Here is an 18,475-nt window from a genome sequence, read left to right as displayed (position 1 = left end):
TGCGATGCGATCTCGCGTCTCTATCGGCTGCAGGCAAATTGCGTCTAGGTGGGAATCTTTATTACTTGCACTTTTCCGCGGCCATAGCGGTATCCAGCCGTCTGTATCGACTCGTGGTCGAGAAGACGCCACGCACACACGTCACAATCACTCGATATATGTCGGATGTGGAGATGCAGCGCCGCACATTTGCCATTGGTTATGTGACGCGCGTCACTGACAACAAGCGACGAACGTGCCGCGATCGACTAAGTCACAGGCCCGGGATTGAAGAGTGCGTATTCGTTGTGCAGCCCCCAGTGCTCCGCCCACGTTTCGTGCTCCCCGCTGGCTGACCGCAGGATCATGTGGAAGATCTCCCAACCGATCTCCTCAATCGTGGCATCGCCAGTCGCAATCCGACCTGCGTCAACATCGATCAGGTCGTGCCACCGCTCTGCCAGGGAGGTACGCGTTGCCACCTTGATCACCGGAACCATGGCCAGACCGTAAGGCGTGCCCCTGCCAGTGGTAAAGACGTGCATGTTCATTCCGGCCGCCAACTGAAGCGTCCCACAGATGAAGTCACTCGCAGGCGTCGCCGCGAAGACGAGTCCTTTTGTCGTGACGCGTTCCCCTGGGCCAGAGACGGCGGTTAGTGGACTGACCCCGGCCTTCGCGACTGAACCCATGGCCTTCTCAACGATGTTCGCCAGACCGCCCTTCTTGTTTCCAGGCGAAGGATTCGCGCTGCGGTCCGCAGAACCTCGCGAAAGGTACTCATCATACCAGCGCATCTCCTGGACCAGCCTCAAGGCAACGTCGTGATCCGCGGCACGAGCCGTCAGGAGATGCACCGCATCCCTTACTTCCGTGACCTCCGAGAACAAGACCGTCGCGCCAGCTCGGACTAGGAGGTCGGATGCGAACCCGACAGCCGGATTTGCAGTGACTCCCGAAAACGCATCGCTTCCTCCGCACTGCATCCCTACGACAAGACCCGAAGCGCTGCATGTCACGCGCCTGCGGTCGTTCAGGGCGATCAACCGTCGTTCAGCAAGCTCCATCAAGGCAGCGACCATATCCTCGAACCCCATGTGCTGCTCATCCTGAAGACGAACGACATAGGGATTCTCCTGGAGGATCGGGAGCAGGCTCGCGGGGAGCATCTGCGCGGGCTGCAACTTCTCGCAACCGAGGCTTGCCACCATCGGCGCTCCTCCAAGGTTCGGGTTGAGACTCAAGTTGCGAAGTGTTCGCACCGGAATCTCGGCGCCCGGCGCGTTCATCGCGACACCGCAACCGTAGTTATGCGTGATCGCAATGACGTCGTCGACGTTCGGATACCGTGGCAGGAGCTCTGCCTTGATTCGCCGCACTGCATAGCCAACCGTCGCCGCGACGCATTGCACCGTTGTACTGATGCCAAGGATATTGCGCGTCCCCACCGTGCCGTCGGCGTTGCGATAGCCCTGGAAGGTGTAGCCCTCCAGCGGTGGCAGCGATGCGGGAGTCTGCGTCGCCAGCGGTACGCTATCGAGGTCTGGTGCGGGCGGAGCCACGAGGTCATCCTCCATCACCCAGTCCCCTTCGTGAATCGCGCGTGCCGCGTGTCCGATGACCACACCGTAGCGCACGATAGGACTACCTTCATCGATGGCAGATAACGCGACCTTGTGGGCCTCTGGAACGTCGTCTGTGAGAACGAGCCCCGAGGAAAACCGAGTTCCCGCGACCAGACCACCAGCGTTCACAATGATTGCAACGTTGTCATTCGGATGGACGCGGACATATCGAGGTTCATTTGGGTCGATTCTCCCTCTCAACTTCATCTGTGAATCCCCGATTTGTCCCTCGCTCATTTCGACCTCCATCATGTAGCTCTGGGTCGTGCCAGCTATCGGATGACTCGTGGGAGCAGGCACGGACGCTTTGCATCGAAGACCCATCCAGGCATGAGGCATTGCATGCCACGGGCATCGTCGCGCCCGCTCAGTCCCAACCGTAGGTACGACGCATGGGCCGCCTCAATTTGCTCCAGGTCAAGATCAATCCCCAACCCGGGACGAGTCGGAACTTCAATGGCTCCGTCTTTGATCTGCAATGGCTCAGTGGTGAGTCGCTGGCCGTCCTGCCAGATCCAATGCGTATCGATCGCCGTTACGCGTCCTGGAGCGGCTGCTGCAACGTGAGTAAACATCGCCAGCGAGACGTCGAAGTGATTGTTGGAATGCGAACCCCACGTCAGTCCCCAGTCGCGGCATACCTGCGCGACCCTCACCGATCCCTGCATCGTCCAGAAATGTGGATCTGCGAGCGGGATGTCGACCGCATTCAACTGCAGCGCATGGTGCAGCTGCCGCCAGTCTGTCGCAATCATGTTCGTAGCAGTAGGAAGGCCGGTCGCTTTGCGAAACTCGGCCATGATTTCCCTGCCGGAGAATCCATGCTCTGCACCACAAGGGTCTTCGGCGTAGCTCAACACACGGCTCTTCCCGCTGCACAAGCGCACTGCCTCATCCAATGACCACGCTCCGTTGGGATCAAGCGTGATCCGTGCGTGCGGAAACCTCTCGGAGAGCGCCGTCACCGCCTCGATCTCCGCGACCCCGTCCAGTACGCCGCCTTTTAGTTTGAAGTCGTGGAAGCCATAGCGTGTCTGTGCGGCCTCGGCTAGCTTCACAATCGCATCGGCGGTCAGCGCCTCTATATTTCGAAGTTGCAACCAGGGATCGTCAGCACCGGACTCGTCACGATATCCATCATCACTGCGCTTGCAATCTCCGATGTAGAAGAGGTATCCAAGCACCTGCACCATTGATCGCACCTGTCCTTCGCCAAGCAGCGCCGCTACTGGAAGCTGCACGAACTGCCCGAGCAGGTCCAACATCGCGGCCTCGATGGCAGTAACGGCATGGATCGTCACCCGAAGGTCAAAGGTCTGCACACCTCGGCCACCTTCATCGAGGTCAGCGAAGGCCGTCCGCACCTTCTGGATCACTGCCTGGAAGTGAGCGATGGAGCATCCCAACACGATCGCGCGAGAGCGCTCGAGCACCTCGCGAATCTTCTCGCCACCCGGAACCTCGCCGACGCCGGTCTTGCCATCAGAGTCCGTCAGCACAAGGAGATTCCTCGTGAACCATGGGGCATGTGCTCCGCTCAGGTTCAGCAACATGCTGTCCTGCCCCGCAACCGGGATCACGCGCATCGACGTGATGCGCGGTGCCCCTTCTTGCTCTATTGAATCGACGATCATCGTGATCCGCTCACTGGCACCAGATCAACCCTCCTGATCTCGCCCACAATCACCACATAGCTGAAGATCGCCATCAGTGCTGTGATGCCGACAAAGACGAGCGCACCATTGTAGGAGCCGGTTGAGCTCTTGATCAGGCCAATGATGATCGGAGTGCTGATGCTGGAGAGGTTGCCGAAGAAGTTGAACACCCCGCCATTCATGCCAATCATCGTGCGCGGCGATACGTCTGCTATGACCGTCCAGCCGAGCGCACCAAACCCCTTCCCAAAGAACGCAAGCGACATCAGCACCATCACAACAACCTGCGAATTGGTGTAGTTGCACCCGATCATTGTCATGGACAGCAACATCCCGAGGATGATCGGTGCCTTACGCGCAAAACTCAACGACCGCCCCCTCTTGAGGAGACTGTCCGAGACAATACCGCCCAGCACGCCTCCACCGGAGCCGCATAACGCGGGCAATGCGGCAAGAACTCCAACCTTCACGATGGAAAGATGACGGGCCTCCGCCAGGTAACTTGGAAACCAGGTGAGAAAGAACGTGGTGAGGGTGTTAATGCAGAACTGCCCGAGGTAAATCCCCACCAGCATCCTCTGGCTGAGCAGTTGGCGAACGATTGACCATGTGAGGCCGCCGGTGAACCCGCTCGCAGGGGATCGGCCTGTATTGACGAGGCCGCCACCAAGTTCGATATGACTGATCTCCGCCTCGGAGATACGCGGATGTTCCTTCACGTCATAGACGAGCTTCTTCCATGCAAACGCGAGCAGGAGGCCAAACCCACCGATAAACCAGAAGCAGCTCTGCCATCCATGATGAAACGTAAGCCAACCAAATAGGGGCGCAAAGGCGACAAGCGCGAAGTACTGAGAAGCATTGAAGATCGAAGAAGCCCGTCCCCGCTCCGCGGCCGGAAACCAGGCAGCAACGATGCGGCCGTTTCCGGGAAAGACTGGCGATTGTGCAAGTCCCGACAGCAACCGGATGACAAAGATCGCAGTGAACACCCAGGCCAAGGGGAGATATCCCGCAAGAGCAACGAGAAACGCGCATACCGACCAGCAGATAATGCTGACACCATAGACGGCCTTCGATCCATAGCGATCGAGAAGTCCGCCCGACGGCAGCTGTCCGAGCACATAAGCCCAGCCAAAGCCCGACAACAGCCATCCGAAACGTAGCGGCGAGATCGCCAGCGACTTCTGCATCGCAACGCCAGCCACGGAGAGTGCGGCTCGATCCCCATAGCTGAAGCAACTCGCGACGAACAGCATCGCGACAATGACATAGCGAACGCGAGTCATTCGATCAATGGAGTCCACGCGAGCGGCGCTCATCAGCTCCTGTCTCCAATGAGCGTTTTCAACGCTGCAAATTCTTCTGGCCCCAGGTCCATCAACGGCGTCCGAACCTGGCCCGCAGGGCGTCCCACAACCGCCATTCCGGCCTTTACGATCGAGACCGCATATCCCTTCTTACGGTTACGGATCGCAATGTACGGCAGCACGAACTCCTTCAGCATCCGGTACACCGTCTCGCGATCACGTTGTCGAACCGCGGCATAGAAGGTATTCGCGAAATTCGGAACGAAATTGAAGATCGCCGACGAGTAGGTTGTCACGCCCATCTCCAGGTACGGCAACGCGAAGGTCTCCGCCGTAGGAAGGCCGCCTACGTATACAAGCCGATCGCCCATGCGCGAGTAGATCCGCGTCATCATCTCGATGTCGCCGACACCATCTTTGAAGCCAATCAGGTTCGGGCAGCGCTCGCATATCTGCTCGAGGCTGTCTTCGTTCAGGATGAAGTTGTCGCGGTTATAGACAATCACGCTCAGCTTCGTCGCTGCGCACACGGCTTCGACGTGCGCGATCATTCCTGACTGCTCCGCGTTCACCAGGTACGGAGGCAACAGGAGCAGAGCATCGGCGCCGGCAGCCTCGGCAGCGTGGGCGAATTCGATCGCCATGGCCGTGCCATAGCCACAACCGGCAAGCATAGGAACGCGCCCGGAATTCTCTTCCACCGCAGCTTTCACCACTCGGCCGTACTCACCCAGCGTGAGCGAGAAGAACTCACCAGTCCCGCCTGCCGCGAAGAGGCCCGCGGGCTTGTGCTCGAGCATCCAACCGATGTGCGAGCGGTAGGCGCTCTCATCGAACGCATTTTCCGTGGTGAAGTGAGTCACCGGAAATGACAGCAGGCCGCTGCCAATGATCTCGGCCAGCTCTGTCGGAAGCATCCTCGCCATGCATTCTCCTGTGCGGCGGTTTGGTCTGTAACCTCGCGGAAAACACTATAGTCCCGGTAACGTTGCGTTGTGGAATCATATTGAGCATCGATTGATGCAGGATTGGACTCAATGTTCGAACTCAAGCAGCTTCACTCGTTCCTCGTTCTCGCCGAAGAGCTGCACTTCGGCAGAGCGGCCAAACGCCTCCACATGACACAGTCGCCGTTGAGTCGCCAGATTCAGCTGCTCGAGCACTCGCTGCAGTCCCCGCTCTTCAAGCGCAACAACCGCAACGTGCAGCTCACACCCGCTGGACTGGCGTTTCGGCACGAGGCGCGGCAGATCCTTGCGCTCGCCGAGAACGCCGTCACGGTCGTTCGCCATCACTCTCAGGGCCGCGCGGGCAGACTCCGTATGGGCTTCACAGCAGGCTCCAGCTACCGCCATCTACCGAAGTTGCTTTCCTTCGCAAGCCATGAGCTCAAAGAGCTGGAGATTGTGCTGCGGGAGATGGTGACGACACAGCAGATGGAGGCGCTCAATGCCCATCAGATCGACGTAGGCCTCGGCCGGCAACCACCAAATCCGCCGGAGATCGGTGGCATCCGGATCGCACGCGAGCGCATGCTGCTTGCCGTACCTTCGACCCATCCGCTGGCGCAGCAGACCTCCCTGCGGATTGAAGATCTACGCGGTATGCCCATCATCAGCTTTTCACCGCAGGATGGCTTCTACTTCTACGCTCTGATCGACAGCATCTTCCGGCAGAACAACCTGCAGCCGCAATACGTCCAGCATGTGAGCCAGATCCACTCCATCCTTGCCCTGGTCAACGCCGGGCTGGGCGTAGCGTTCGTTCCAGAGACGGCGGAAGCTCTGCACTTCGACGGCGTGGTGCTACGCCGCGTGAGAATGACGCCGGTCTTCGCCGACCTGTACCTGCTCTGGAGCCGGACGAATCCCAACCCCGCAATCCAGACCTTTGTGCAACTCGCACGCAAACGTCTCCGAATCACTGACTCCGAACGGTAAGATAAGTCGTTGACGCGCCCATGCGGCTGACACCTGGCCAAAATCAGCATCGAATATCAGAGAACAGGTGACAGCCTCATCAGGTATTGGTCAGGCTCACCATGAAACAGAATCCAGGAAAGAACCGATGAACATTCTCGTTGTTGATATTGGCGGAACCCATATCAAGTTCCGCACCCAAAAGCACCGTGTACCGGTCAAGTTCGACTCCGGGCCCAAGATGACCCCGAAGATGATGATGGCCCAGCTCCTGGAGGCAACCAGTGACTGGGACTACGAACGCGTCAGTCTCGGGTTCCCCGCCCCCGTCATCCACAACAGGATTCTCCATGAGCCCTATAACCTCGGCTCCGGTTGGGTGAAGTTCGACTTCGAGCAGGCCTTCTCAGGAAAGCCCACGCGCATCGTGAACGATGCTGCCCTGCAGGCACTTGGAAGCTATCGCAAGGGGCGAATGCTCTTCCTCGGTCTCGGTACAGGTCTCGGATCAGCGATGGTGGCAGACGGCATCGTCCAACCGATGGAGCTCGCCCATCTCCCGTGGAAGAAAGGCCGCACCTACGAGGACTACCTCGGTGCCGCTGGACTGAAGCGACACGGCAAGAAGAAGTGGACGAAGAATGTCGTCGAGGTCACGGATTCGCTTCGTCAGGCGCTCGAAGCCGACTCGATCGTACTTGGCGGTGGCAACGCTCCCCTCGTCGACCCGCTGCCGAAGGGGGCAACCCTCGGAGCGAACGAAAACGCATTCAAAGGCGGGTTCCTGCTCTGGAAGAGTGACAAAGGCTTCAGCTGAAGTGCAGTGATTGTCCGCAGCGACAAACGGAAAGGGCGAAGTAACTGAAAGTCATCTGGCTGACTCTCGGTTACTTCGCCCAATATCGTTGGTGCGTGATAGAGCGCTCCGCGTCTAGTTCACGAGGCTGTTGAACAGCAGCTTGAACGTGCCGTAGGTTTGCGCACGATGTTGCGTACGGAAGCCGACGAGCACCACCTTGCCCTTGCCCATCTCCGCAGAGAGCATGGCCGCCTTGCCGGTGATGTTGCCCTCACCGACAAGCCATCCACTCTGGAGAATGTCGCGCTTGCCGTAGCTCACGATAACGGAGTACTTCTCACTCGAGTTGTTGGATGGAATGTCGAAGACGGGATCGCCCTGGAGGTAAAGAGCGAGCGCATCGGACGGCATACCGTAGGCAAGCGGGTTGGAGTTGTCGACCGTGACTTTAAGCGTCGAGCCCGGGCACCAGAACTGCTTGGTGGGAAGGCTCGCGATGGCGTTGCGTGCACGAACGCCCAGCTTGTCGATGGCAAAGTTGCTGGCCTGCCCCAGCGTGATCACAGTGCCGCCCTTCTGGACGAAGTCCTTGAGCGCCTTGACGCCCTCTTCGCCGAAGCCCGAGCGGTACTCCGCCGGAAACTCGGACGGATTGGGGCCATACCCGCCACCACCGCCACGGCCACCACCGCCCGCCGCAGCTTCGCCGGTGAGGGTGGACGTCGCGTCGTCGGGGAGAATGATCACGTCGTACTTGGCGTTCAGGTCACCCTTCTTCAACTCGGGATCGAAGATGTTGTTGTAGTCATAGTCGAAATGCTCAAGCAGCCAGCGGGTCCAGCCTTCGTCGACGTTGCCGCCGTAGTAACGCTGATAAAGGCCCAGGTGCAGCCGCTTCAGCGCATGCGTGCCCACAGACGGAACAGCCGTGACGGGGTTGAAGTCAACACCGGTCTCTTTGGCGATGCTCTTCAGGTCAGCCTCAGCGCCTCCGGTGACAAGGAAGTCACCCTTCGTGAGGCCGGTCGTATCCGCATCGATGCGGCTGACCTTGATGCCCTTCTGCTGGAGCTGGTTCACCGCAAGGAACGTCGCGTCGAGCTTCGCGCTCAGCACATAGCCAGCCTTGCCGGGCTCGAGCTTTCCTGCTGGCGTTGGGGCTTCAGTAATGAACTTGGCGTCCACCTTGAGCGGCCCGGAGATGTGATCCACGCGGACGCCCATGAACTCGTTGAGCGCGTCGGTGGACAGATCATAGGGCCGAATGGGATCGCCGTTCTTGTCGCGCGTCCAGTCGTTATCGGGGAAAAAGTTCTTGTCGAGCAGATTCCGGATGAGGCCCATCTTCGGCTGGGCGAGCGGGATGATGAACGTGCCCGCCTCGTAATAGTGTCCGTCCGGCGTGGTGAAGGGCTTCTCGGTCTTCTGGATATCAATGCCCTGCACCAGCAGCTTCTGGATCATGAAGTTGACGGTAATGGGATCGAACTGGTTCGCAGGGATGACGTACTCGTTGAGAGGATTCGCCGCGCCGCGCTTCGTCTGGTTAATCGCCTTCTGGTAGGCGTTGTAGAGGACTGTCTCGCGATTGCGCGCAGCAATGTCCATCGCAGCCCAGGCCGCGGTCTTCTGCATGTTCACGATGTCGCGGAGGTGCCACCAGCCACCGGGCCAGGGATCCGGGAAGATCGTCTCCTCTTCATACTTCGGCAGGCCACGGGTGTTGCCCTGCAGCTGCTCGGGAAGCACATAAAGCGGTGTGGCGAGCTTGGCGGAAGCTGACTCGGTGAGCATGCCATCGATGTTGTGGAACGGCGTAATCCAGTGGAAGCCGAAGTGTCCCCAGCCAGAGTAGATCGCGTTATTGATGGCTCCGGTGTAGCCGTTTTCGGTCTCCTTGTAAGCCATCTGCGCGCCATACCAAGCAATCTCGCGCCACATGAGCGGATCACCGTAGGGGCGGCTCGGTTCAGCGTAGGGCGGCAGCGAGATACGCGGGCCATAGCTGCCCATGTGATGGTGGTCGACGTAGACCTCAGGCCGCCAGTCGGTGAAGAGCAGGCTGGCCATGTACTGGGACTCACGCATCGACGTGAGCAGGGCGTCACGATTGTCGTCGTGGCCGATGTACTTCGCGTAAAGCGAAGGATAGTTCGAGCCTTCGTACGGTGTGCCGAGGGTCTTGTTGTACCAGTCTGTGACCATCAACTCACCGTCAGGATTGAAGCAGGGAACCTCGATGAGGACGACGTTATCGAGGATGCGCTTGGTGTCCTCATCGGTGCGGCTGATCATGTCATAGGCGAGCTCCGGGGCCATCTGCGTGCCGCCGATCTCGGTGGCGTGCATGGACATCGATTGCACGATGACGACTTTGCCCGTAGCAATAATCTTCTTGATCTCCGCTTCGGGCGTGTTCTGCGGATGGACCAGGGTGAGGTTGTTCTTCTGGATCGTCTTGATGTCTGCAAGATTCTTGGCTGAGGTGATGATCACCATGAGGAACGGATTGCCGTTCTCCGTGGGGCCCATGTTGATCACCTTCATCTTGCCGCCGGACTCCTTCTCGAGAACGGCGTAGTAATCGACGATCTTGTCCCAGCGCGCCATCTTGCGGTCGGCGCCGAGCTGGAAGCCAAAGAATTTTTCAGGGGATGTGACCGACTGCGAGAGACCTGCAGTCGTCGTCGCTGCGAACGCAGCAAGCAGGGCGCAAGAGCGAAGCAAGCGCATAGCGTTTCCTTACCTCCGTGGTACGGCGTCAGGGGAGCCCAGGTTGGATTGCGAGAATGGTACGAGTGTAGCGCGAATGTTTCGGCTTCCGACAGAGTTCATTCGCGGATCAACGACTTCCTGCCAATGCGCAGGCAGTTGTCCCCCGCACACCGCGCGGGTCGGAGCCTGGAAAATTCGTAAGAGATCAGAATGCGGCCCGCGCCCCACAGCGTCGGAGCCCTATCGCGCGGAGTTTCCGTTGCTGTCAGCGCGAGACCGGATCAGCGCGCCGTTCAGAACGCTCACCAGATGCTCGATATTGATCGGATAGCTGAGAAAAGATGTAGCTCCCAGATCGATCACGCGTTCCCGCGCTGACTGCGTGTCATGCGTCGCCGAATGAAAGATGACGGGAATGGTGCACGATCGCCTCGCGCTTCAACTTCAGGATGACCTGACCGAGAAGATCGTGCAGCACAGCTCACGCGGCGTTTTGATCGATATCTCCGCGCTGGAAATCGTGGATTCGTTCATCGGCCGGATGCTGGGCAACATCGCCTCCATGTCCCGCATCCTCGATGCGCAGACAGTCGTTGTCGGCATGAGACCAGCCGTGGCCAAAGTAACAGCCCGCCCCAGCGAGTTCACCATCGCAGAATTCTTTGCCGCGCTTCGTGGCATGTTCCGGCCGCTGGTTACGAACGAGAACGTGCAGCTCCTCATCGAAGAGAGCTCTCTTCTTATCGGCACGACCCTCTACACCGACGAAGGCAAGCTCGCGCAGATCCTGCGCAACTTCATCTCGAACGCCCTCAAGTTCACAGAGCGCGGCACCGTCCATGTGCGCGCTGAGCTTACCATCGATCGAGACAGGCGTAAGCGATTTGGCGTAGCCCAGACGGTCAGGATATCGCGGAGACCTGGAAGCGAAGTCACTCCTACCTTGCGCTCATGCCTGTCAGGTATTTCAAGTACGCGGCAAACGTCTCTGGGATCACCCTGTAGTAGACGTTCAGTCCTTCCTTGCGGGACGTAATTAACCCCAGCTCCGTCAGGATCTTGAGGTGGTGCGAGAGCGTGCCCGGCGAGATGGTGTGCTTGGCGCACATCTCACCGCAAAACAACTCATCGCTCTGGGCAATCTGCGAGTAGATCGCGAAACGGTGCGCGTCGCCGAGCGCCTTCGCAATCTGCATCGCCTCTTTTTCCTTCATCTTACCCATACCTGGTTAGACGCAACTCACGCCAAATCGACGCGAATCCCGCCAGAAATCACGAAAGCTGAATCCAACTATTTTGACGCGCATCGAAATACTCGCAACAGGAAGTCCTGCGAAGTGGAGATGCCGTTATGTGGATAGTCAAACTTGCACTCGATCGACCCTACACGTTCATTGTAACGGCGATCCTCATCCTCATCCTCGGTTCCGCGTCCATCGCAACCACGCCGACAGACATCTTTCCCAACATCGATATACCGCAGGTCACCGTCATCTGGTCGTACTCGGGCCTTCCCGCAAAGGAGATGGAACAGCGCGTTACCACCTTCAGCGAGTTCGTGATGGCCGTCGTCAACGACGTCAAGGCCATCGATTCGCAGACGACCAACGGAGCCGCAGTCATCAAGATTTCGTTTCAGCCACAGGTACACATCGACGCAGCGATGTCCCAGGTGGATGCAGCGGTCAACTCAATTCGCTTTCGTATGCCACCCGGTGTAAATCCCCCGTGGATCCTGCGTTTCAGCGCGTCGACCGTGCCAATCATTCAGCTTTCGCTATCGAGTGACACGCTGTCTGAATCAGAGATCTACGACTACGGTCTCTTCCGCGTCCGCCAGCAACTGACCAAGGTTCCAGGCACCCTGCTCCCAACGCCCTATGGTGGCGTCGCCCGCCAGATCATGGTCGACCTCGACCAGAATGCACTGACAGCGAAGGGCCTCACGCCAATCGATGTCACCAATGCGATCAATGCGCAGAACGTGACGCTCCCGTCAGGAACAGCGAAGGTTGCCAACACAGAGTACACCGTCAGCACGAACTCGAGCCCCATTGATGCCCTTTCACTGAATGACGTTCCCGTAAAGGAAGTGAATGGCTCCATGGTTTTCATGCGCGACGTGGCGCATGTACGCGATGGTTGGTCGGTGCAGCAGAATGTAGCCCGAGCCAATGGCAAGCCCGCCGCGCTTCTGACCATCATGAAGACCGGCTCCGTCTCAACGCTCGATATCGTGCGGCAGATCAAGGACGACGTCCTGCCAGCGTCACGCGCCGCGGCACCCAAAGGCTTGAAGATCACCGAGCTCTTTGACCAGTCGATCTTCGTAAAGGCCTCGATCGTAGGCGTGTTGCGCGAGGGCTTCATCGCCGCTTCTCTTACAGCGCTCATGATCTTCCTCTTCCTTGGAAGCTGGCGCAGCACGCTCATCATCGCGGTCTCGATCCCGCTGTCGATCCTGAGCTCCATCATCATCCTCAGCGCACTTGGCGAGACGATGAACACCATGACCCTTGGCGGCCTCGCACTCGCCATCGGCATCCTCGTCGACGACGCAACCGTCACCATCGAGAACATCCACAGACACATGCATGGTCAGTCTCTGCGTGAGGCCGTTCTCATCGGTGCCTCCGAGATCGCGACACCAACGCTCGTATCGACGCTCACCATCTGCATCGTCTTCGTCTCCGTCGTCTTCCTCACGGGCCCGGCGAAGTTCCTCTTCACCCCGATGGCATTGGCTGTCGTCTTTGCGATGCTCGCATCGTACGTACTTTCGCGGACCCTAGTGCCGGTGCTGGTCAACTTCCTGCTCGGAGCGGAACACCAATTCGAAGGCAACGATATCGGCGAGACGGCTGAGCCTCAAGGCCCATCACTCTTCCGTGTTATCAATCAGCGATTCAACCAGGGGTATAGCTGGCTGCAGAACCACTACATCGCGGCACTCGAGAGTTTCCTCGCCAGTCGCCGCGCCGCACTCACTGGTTCCGTGATCCTGATGCTCACAGCCTTCGCGCTGGTTCCCTTCGTGGGCCGTGACTTCTTTCCCAGCGTCGATGCAGGACAAATTAAATTACACATCCGAGCCCGGCCGGGAACACGCATCGAGAGCACCAAAGTGATCTTCAGTCAGGTCGAGGATGAGATCCGCAAGACGATCCCTGCAGACGAGACCGAGTTGATGCTCGACAACATCGGGCTCACGCCTGAAACCTTCAACTATGCCTTCGGTGATGGGTCGACCATCAGTAGCGCTGATGGTGAAGTCTTGATCGCTTTGAACGCAAAGCATCACTCCACAGAGGGCTACATCCGCCAGCTGCGCACCGCTCTCACCAGGAAGTTTCCTGACGAGACGTTCTTCTTCCAGCCTGCGGACATGGTTACCCAGATCCTGAACTTCGGCCTGCCCGCCCCCATCGACATTCAGGTTCAGGGATATGATCCAGCGAACTACGACATCGCGCGTAAGCTACGCACTCGTCTGGCAACGGTCCCCGGCGCCGTGGATGTCCACATGCACCAGGTCGTCGATGCTCCAGACCTTCATCTCGACATCGACCGCGTCCGTGCCGCGCAGTTCGGTCTTACCCAACAGGACGTGGCGAACAGCCTCTATATCTCTCTGAGCTCGAGCGCTGCGGTGCAGCCAAACTTCTGGCTCGATCCGAAGATGGGTATTACCTATACGGTCGCCGCCCAGACACCGCAGTACACCATCGACTCCATCAACGCTCTTCAGAACACGCCTATTCCGCTGCATACCGTTGCGAACCGCACGGAGCTCCTGGGCAACATTGCCACGCTGAAGCCGGCAGTGATGCCCGTGGTCATCAATCACCACAACGGAGCACCCGTTTATGACGTGTATGCAAACACGCAGGACAGTGATCTTGGCTCTGTAGCCGCAAAGGTCGACCGAATCGTTAAGGAAGAGAGCGCAAACCTCCCGCCCGGAACGAAGATCGTAGTTCGCGGCCAGGTAGAGAGCATGAACGAGGCATTCAACCGCCTTGGCATCGGCCTTACGTTCGCCGCACTTCTCGTCTACCTGCTGATGGTCGTGAACTACCAGAGCTGGCTCGATCCCTTCATCATCATCTGTGCCCTCCCTGGTGCGTTCTGCGGCATCGTCTGGGCGTTGTTCCTCACACACACAACCTTCAACGTCCCCTCTTTGATGGGGGCCATCATGTCGATCGGCGTGGCTACGGCCAACTCGATTCTGTTGGTTACCTTCGCGAATGAGCTGCGAGCCAATGGTGAAACTCCGCTTCGTTCCGCGGTAACTGCGGGCTTCACTCGACTGCGCCCCATCATCATGACGGCATGCGCCATGATCATCGGCATGTTGCCGATGGCGCTGGGCGTCGGCGAAGGCGGTGAGCAGAATGCCCCGCTGGCACGCGCTGTCATCGGCGGACTCAGCGTTGCGACCTTCGCCACACTCTTCTTCGTCCCCTTGATGTTCACCCTTATCCACGAACGCAGCTCAGCCCAGGAGGCCGCATGATCAGCACACAGAAGACTCCCACCCGCGACCGCACTCAGGCCACGTCAGGAGGCCACATCAAGATGATCGGGGTGGGTGTTGTCGTCCTCCTTGCCCTCGTCGCCATCGGCGCAGTTCCTCGCGTCATCAGCCATCGCGAAGCTCTGGCGGCAACGACCCAGGCCCCGGTCACGCATCCCGTCGTAACCATCATTCACGCCACTCGTGGCGAACCAACTTCGGACCTGTCTCTGCCTGGCAACATCGAACCGCTGTACTCGGCGGACCTCTTCGCGCGTGTCGATGGCTACATCGATCGCCGCAACGTCGACATCGGCACACGGGTACACGCCGGCGAAGTGCTCGCTGTAATCTCATCCCCCGAGCTGGACCAGCAGCTCAGCGAAGCTCGTGCGACGGTCGCACAATCCCAGGCTGCCCTCCTACAGGCACGAGCTTCTCTCGAGCAGTCCAGGGCGAATGCAGAGCTTACCCGCTTGACCAAGGAGCGTGACATCCCACTCGGCCAGGAGCACGCAATCTCTCAGCAGATCGTCGATAGCGCAGTGCAAAGTCACAACGCCCGGCTCGCTGACGTGACCGCTTCGGAAGCTAATATCGTGGCGGCTCAAGCCACGGTCGCGGCCAACCAGGCGAACGTCGCGCGTCTTGAGAAGATGCAGGGCTTCGAGCGGATCGTGGCGCCATTTGATGGCGTTATCACGCAGCGCAACGTCGAGCGTGGCGATCTCGTAAACGCCTCCGCATCCGCAGGCAGCAAGCCTTTGTTCAGTATCGCGCAGAGCAGCACGCTGCGAGTGTATGTGGATGTCCCGCAGTCTCAGGCCGTCGACATTCACGATGGCCAGACGGCGAACATCAATGTCACAGAGCGCCTCGGACGCACTTACACAGGAACCATCACGCGCAACGCTTCGGCCCTCAACGACGCGGCGCGCACCATGCGCACGGAAGTACAGGTCGACAATCGCGACGGTTCGCTCTTGCCTGGGATGTATGCGCAGGTGCACTTCACGCTGTCCCAACAGCGCGCATCGCTCATCATCCCCACAAGCTCTCTCGTGATCGACCACAGCGGCATGCACGTCGTTACGGTTGACTCTACAAACAAGCTTCACTTCATACCGGTAACAATTGGCAAGGATCTGGGTAAGGAGATCGAGATCCTTGCAGGACTGACCGGCAGTGAATCCCTCGTAGCAAGCCCCAGTGATCTCCTGAGTGAGGGACAACATGTCGAGCTCCGTTAAGACCAGTCACACACCGCATGCAATTGCTGTTCGGAAATCTTGGTGGGTCAGCCGAGAATTCTTGGCACTGTCCGGTTTCGTGCTGGTGCTTACTCTCGCCGGCTGCGAAGTTGGGCCTAACTATCAGCGTCCTGCTACGGCCGTCCCCCCGACCTTTCGCGGAGCACTCGCTCCAGCGATCGATCATGCAAGCCTCCAGGAGCCGTCCGTCGCAGACCAGAAGTGGCAAAGCGTCTTCACAGATCCGACCCTGCAGAAGCTCATTGCGGAAGCTCTAGCGAACAATCTCGATTTGAAGGTCGCGGCGCAACGAGTGCTTGAGGCCCAGGCCCAGGTTGGGGTGGTCCGCTCGCAACAGCTCCCAACACTCGGCGCAGGCGGCAGCTTCTCCGCTTTGCAGCTCCCCGCAGGACTTGCCCCAAGCAACTCTGACGGGAGCAAGAACGACTTCATCCGCGGTGGCGGCTTCAGTGCCTCGGCCGCATGGAACCTCGACTTCTGGGGGCTGTATCGCAGACAAACCGAGGCGGCTCGCGCAGAGCTGCTTCAGTCAGAGTGGGCGCAACGCGCCACACGCGCCACATTAATTCAGGACGTCGCAACAAGCTACTTTCAGCTTCGAAGCCTCGACGCACAACTCGCAATCACACAGAACACCATCCAGGCCCGCGAGCAATCGCTCACACTGACACAGTCCCTCGAGAACTATGGCGCGGGTTCGAGGGCTGACACCAGCCAGGCGGAAGAGCTGCTGCACGCGGCACGAGCCAACATGCCTGTACTTCGGCAACAGATCGCGGCGCAGGAAAACGCCATCAGTATCCTTCTCGGCCACACGCCGGAAGACGTTGATCGCGGCAGCAATATTGACGACCAGCCCCATCCTGCAAACGTGCCCACGGGATTGCCGTCGGACCTACTCGAACGCCGGCCCGACGTACGCCAGGCCGAGGCGGCGCTGATCGCAGCCAATGCGAGGATCGGTGTCGCCAAGGCACAGTTCTTCCCTCAGATCTCGCTTACCGCCATGGGTGGTGCCGCGAGTAACCAGTTGCAAGGCATCTTCTCAGGCAAGAATGCGTACTGGTACGCTGCAGGCTCGCTCTCACAACCGATCTTCGAAGGTGGCCGCATTCGGAGTAACTATAAGTACTCGCAGGCCGAGCAACAAGAGATGGTCGCGCAGTACCAGAAGGCAGTCCTGGGGGCCCTGAGGGACACATCCAACGCACTCACGGCATATCAGCAGACGCAGATCCATCGCGAGGAGCAAGCTCGCCTCGTCTCATCTGCCGCCGAAGCAGTGCGACTCGCTCGCCTTCGCTATGCCGGAGGCAACACCAGCTACCTGGAAGTCCTCACCACCGATACAGATCTATATGATGCACAAGTCAACCTCGCCCAGGCGAGCGAACAACAAGCCAACTCCCTCGTGCAGCTCTATATTGCCCTCGGCGGAGGTTGGTAAGAAACACCCAGCCAACTCCTTGTTGTTCGGCTATCGCGAGATCAGGAGAAGTACGACGCCGTGCTTGGGAACGATAGGATTGAGGGTCTCGCTATCCTGCATCTCCCTACCCGTCCACACGTCGCGGATCGTTGCGCCGGTTGGCACTCCAAGCTGACGAAGGTTCACCTCGACGGTGTGAGCCAGTTCAGCCCGGTTGAACAATGCAACGGCCATGCGATTGCGCGTCAAGGGCTTGGTCCAAATCTCATACGGGCCGACTGCCGAGAAACGATCCCCTTGTTTGCCGAGAGCATCCTGATCGATGGCGATGACGTCTTTGTTCTCGAGGATGGCCAGATGTTCAGGCTTCATTTGGCTGAGATCATTGCCAGCAAGTAGGGGCGCGGCAAGGATGGCCCAGAGGCTCATATGGGTTCGGTATTCGTCGAGCGACATGCCACCATTTCCCACTTCAAGCATATCGGGATCATTCCAATGACCAGGCCCCGCGAAGCGCGAGAGGCCGGCCTGTGAGAAACCAATGAGAGCCATGCGGTCGTACTTGTCGCTGATATCGCCAGTGGTGCGCCAGAGATTGCCTCCGACCTTGGGGCCCCACTCCCAGACATTGCTCATGCCGTACTGACAAAGGCTGAAGACGATGGGGCGCCCCGTGGCAACAAGAGCGTAGTGCATCTTGCGATAGGCATCTCGCTGGGCAGCAAATGCCGCGGGCGAGGACTGGTCTCCATTGCCGGCCTTGGTCAGGACGTCACCGAAGCTGCATAGGTCATACTTGAGATAATCGATGCCCCAAGAGGCATAGGTCTTCGCATCCTGTGCCTCATGGCCATAACTCCCTTCGAACTTCGCGCAGGTTCTGGGTCCAGGCGAGGAATAGATTCCCAGCTTCAGACCGCGCGCGTGCACGTAGTCGGCTAGAGCCTTCATATCTGGAAAGCGATTATTGCTTTCAATCGTTCCGTCCGGGCGGCGTGTTCCTTGCCAGCCGTCGTCAATGTTGACGTACACGTAGCCGGCATCGCGCATGCCATTGGCAACCATGGCATCCGCTGCCGCACGCACGTCGGCGTCCGTCACATGCTGATAGAAGTGATTCCAGCTATTCCAACCCATCGGCGGACGTGGCGCAAGATCCGATTGCGCACAACCGAACTGGGTGATGGCCGAAAGTGCGAACAGGACGCAGGAAGCACGCTGCGAGAACACGCTGAACATAGAAATTATCTCCTA

Annotated in this window: 13 protein-coding genes; 6 read left to right on the top strand and 7 right to left on the bottom strand. The window is 58.9% G+C overall.

Features of this window, described 5'->3' with window-relative positions:
* Positions 1-248: 248 nt before the first annotated feature.
* The 4 genes from garD to kdgD are packed head-to-tail and all read right to left on the bottom strand — an operon-like array spanning position 249 to position 5,495.
* Complete coding sequence (garD, locus tag C4S68_RS13380; protein ID WP_235011582.1) at positions 249-1,841, bottom strand: galactarate dehydratase; 1,593 nt, start codon at positions 1,839-1,841, stop codon at positions 249-251.
* Positions 1,842-1,876: 35 nt separating this feature from the next.
* Complete coding sequence (locus tag C4S68_RS13375) at positions 1,877-3,238, bottom strand: enolase C-terminal domain-like protein (RefSeq protein WP_103933579.1); 1,362 nt, start codon at positions 3,236-3,238, stop codon at positions 1,877-1,879.
* Complete coding sequence (locus C4S68_RS13370) at positions 3,235-4,581, bottom strand: MFS transporter (RefSeq protein WP_103933578.1); 1,347 nt, start codon at positions 4,579-4,581, stop codon at positions 3,235-3,237. The genes C4S68_RS13375 and C4S68_RS13370 overlap by 4 nt, the downstream gene beginning before the upstream one ends.
* Positions 4,581-5,495, bottom strand: coding sequence for a 5-dehydro-4-deoxyglucarate dehydratase (kdgD, locus tag C4S68_RS13365; protein WP_103933577.1), 915 nt, complete (start codon positions 5,493-5,495; stop codon positions 4,581-4,583). Before kdgD ends, C4S68_RS13370 begins: the two co-directional genes overlap by 1 nt.
* 111 nt (positions 5,496-5,606) lie before the next feature.
* Between kdgD and C4S68_RS13360 the strand changes: the two genes are divergently transcribed.
* A complete protein-coding gene (locus C4S68_RS13360) occupies positions 5,607-6,509 on the top strand; it encodes a LysR family transcriptional regulator (protein ID WP_103933576.1) in 903 nt (300 codons plus the stop codon).
* Between the two features lie 127 nt (positions 6,510-6,636).
* Positions 6,637-7,305 (top strand): ROK family protein, encoded by a 669-nt coding sequence (locus C4S68_RS13355; RefSeq protein WP_103933575.1) that lies wholly within the window; start codon positions 6,637-6,639, stop codon positions 7,303-7,305.
* A 114-nt stretch (positions 7,306-7,419) separates the two neighbouring features.
* Here the strand turns inward: C4S68_RS13355 and C4S68_RS13350 are convergent, their stop codons facing one another.
* Positions 7,420-10,020, bottom strand: coding sequence for a M14 family metallopeptidase (locus C4S68_RS13350; protein WP_103933574.1), 2,601 nt, complete (start codon positions 10,018-10,020; stop codon positions 7,420-7,422).
* A 388-nt stretch (positions 10,021-10,408) separates the two neighbouring features.
* Between C4S68_RS13350 and C4S68_RS23860 the strand changes: the two genes are divergently transcribed.
* Complete coding sequence (locus C4S68_RS23860; protein ID WP_327333629.1) at positions 10,409-11,038, top strand: STAS domain-containing protein; 630 nt, start codon at positions 10,409-10,411, stop codon at positions 11,036-11,038.
* Here C4S68_RS23860 and C4S68_RS13340 read toward each other — a convergent pair.
* The gene (locus tag C4S68_RS13340; protein ID WP_235011581.1) at positions 10,941-11,216 is read right to left on the bottom strand and encodes an ArsR/SmtB family transcription factor; all 276 of its coding nucleotides are present in this window, start codon (positions 11,214-11,216) and stop codon (positions 10,941-10,943) included. The two genes, C4S68_RS23860 and C4S68_RS13340, sit on opposite strands and share 98 nt — an antisense overlap.
* A gap of 137 nt (positions 11,217-11,353) precedes the next feature.
* Between C4S68_RS13340 and C4S68_RS13335 the strand changes: the two genes are divergently transcribed.
* From C4S68_RS13335 to C4S68_RS13325, 3 genes are all read left to right on the top strand, one after another.
* Positions 11,354-14,521: an efflux RND transporter permease subunit gene (locus C4S68_RS13335; protein ID WP_103933572.1), complete on the top strand. Its 3,168-nt coding sequence runs from the start codon at positions 11,354-11,356 to the stop codon at positions 14,519-14,521.
* Positions 14,518-15,771, top strand: coding sequence for an efflux RND transporter periplasmic adaptor subunit (locus C4S68_RS13330; protein ID WP_103933571.1), 1,254 nt, complete (start codon positions 14,518-14,520; stop codon positions 15,769-15,771). The genes C4S68_RS13335 and C4S68_RS13330 overlap by 4 nt, the downstream gene beginning before the upstream one ends.
* A 61-nt stretch (positions 15,772-15,832) precedes the next feature.
* Entirely contained in the window at positions 15,833-17,239 is a 1,407-nt protein-coding gene (locus C4S68_RS13325; RefSeq protein ID WP_235011580.1) for an efflux transporter outer membrane subunit, read from the top strand.
* Between the two features lie 30 nt (positions 17,240-17,269).
* On the opposite strand, the gene C4S68_RS13320 is transcribed toward C4S68_RS13325, so the two are convergent.
* Positions 17,270-18,460, bottom strand: a complete 1,191-nt coding sequence (locus tag C4S68_RS13320; protein WP_103933569.1) for a glycoside hydrolase family 27 protein — start codon at positions 18,458-18,460, stop codon at positions 17,270-17,272.
* Positions 18,461-18,475: the final 15 nt, after the last annotated feature.

The sequence above is a fragment of the Bryocella elongata genome (genome assembly GCF_900108185.1).
Taxonomy (GTDB): domain Bacteria; phylum Acidobacteriota; class Terriglobia; order Terriglobales; family Acidobacteriaceae; genus Granulicella; species Granulicella elongata.
This window is presented reverse-complemented; position numbering and strand designations above follow the sequence as displayed.

Bases quoted from the DNA above. Each gene is read 5' to 3' on its own strand.
- garD (WP_235011582.1), bottom strand. From the start codon at position 1,841: ATGAGCGAGGGACAAATCGGGGATTCACAGATGAAGTTGAGAGGGAGA.
- C4S68_RS13375 (WP_103933579.1), bottom strand. From the start codon at position 3,238: ATGATCGTCGATTCAATAGAGCAAGAAGGGGCACCGCGCATCACGTCG.
- C4S68_RS13370 (WP_103933578.1), bottom strand. From the start codon at position 4,581: ATGAGCGCCGCTCGCGTGGACTCCATTGATCGAATGACTCGCGTTCGC.
- kdgD (WP_103933577.1), bottom strand. From the start codon at position 5,495: ATGGCGAGGATGCTTCCGACAGAGCTGGCCGAGATCATTGGCAGCGGC.
- C4S68_RS13360 (WP_103933576.1), top strand. From the start codon at position 5,607: ATGTTCGAACTCAAGCAGCTTCACTCGTTCCTCGTTCTCGCCGAAGAG.
- C4S68_RS13355 (WP_103933575.1), top strand. From the start codon at position 6,637: ATGAACATTCTCGTTGTTGATATTGGCGGAACCCATATCAAGTTCCGC.
- C4S68_RS13350 (WP_103933574.1), bottom strand. From the start codon at position 10,020: ATGCGCTTGCTTCGCTCTTGCGCCCTGCTTGCTGCGTTCGCAGCGACG.
- C4S68_RS23860 (WP_327333629.1), top strand. From the start codon at position 10,409: ATGACGGGAATGGTGCACGATCGCCTCGCGCTTCAACTTCAGGATGAC.
- C4S68_RS13340 (WP_235011581.1), bottom strand. From the start codon at position 11,216: ATGAAGGAAAAAGAGGCGATGCAGATTGCGAAGGCGCTCGGCGACGCG.
- C4S68_RS13335 (WP_103933572.1), top strand. From the start codon at position 11,354: ATGTGGATAGTCAAACTTGCACTCGATCGACCCTACACGTTCATTGTA.
- C4S68_RS13330 (WP_103933571.1), top strand. From the start codon at position 14,518: ATGATCAGCACACAGAAGACTCCCACCCGCGACCGCACTCAGGCCACG.
- C4S68_RS13320 (WP_103933569.1), bottom strand. From the start codon at position 18,460: ATGTTCAGCGTGTTCTCGCAGCGTGCTTCCTGCGTCCTGTTCGCACTT.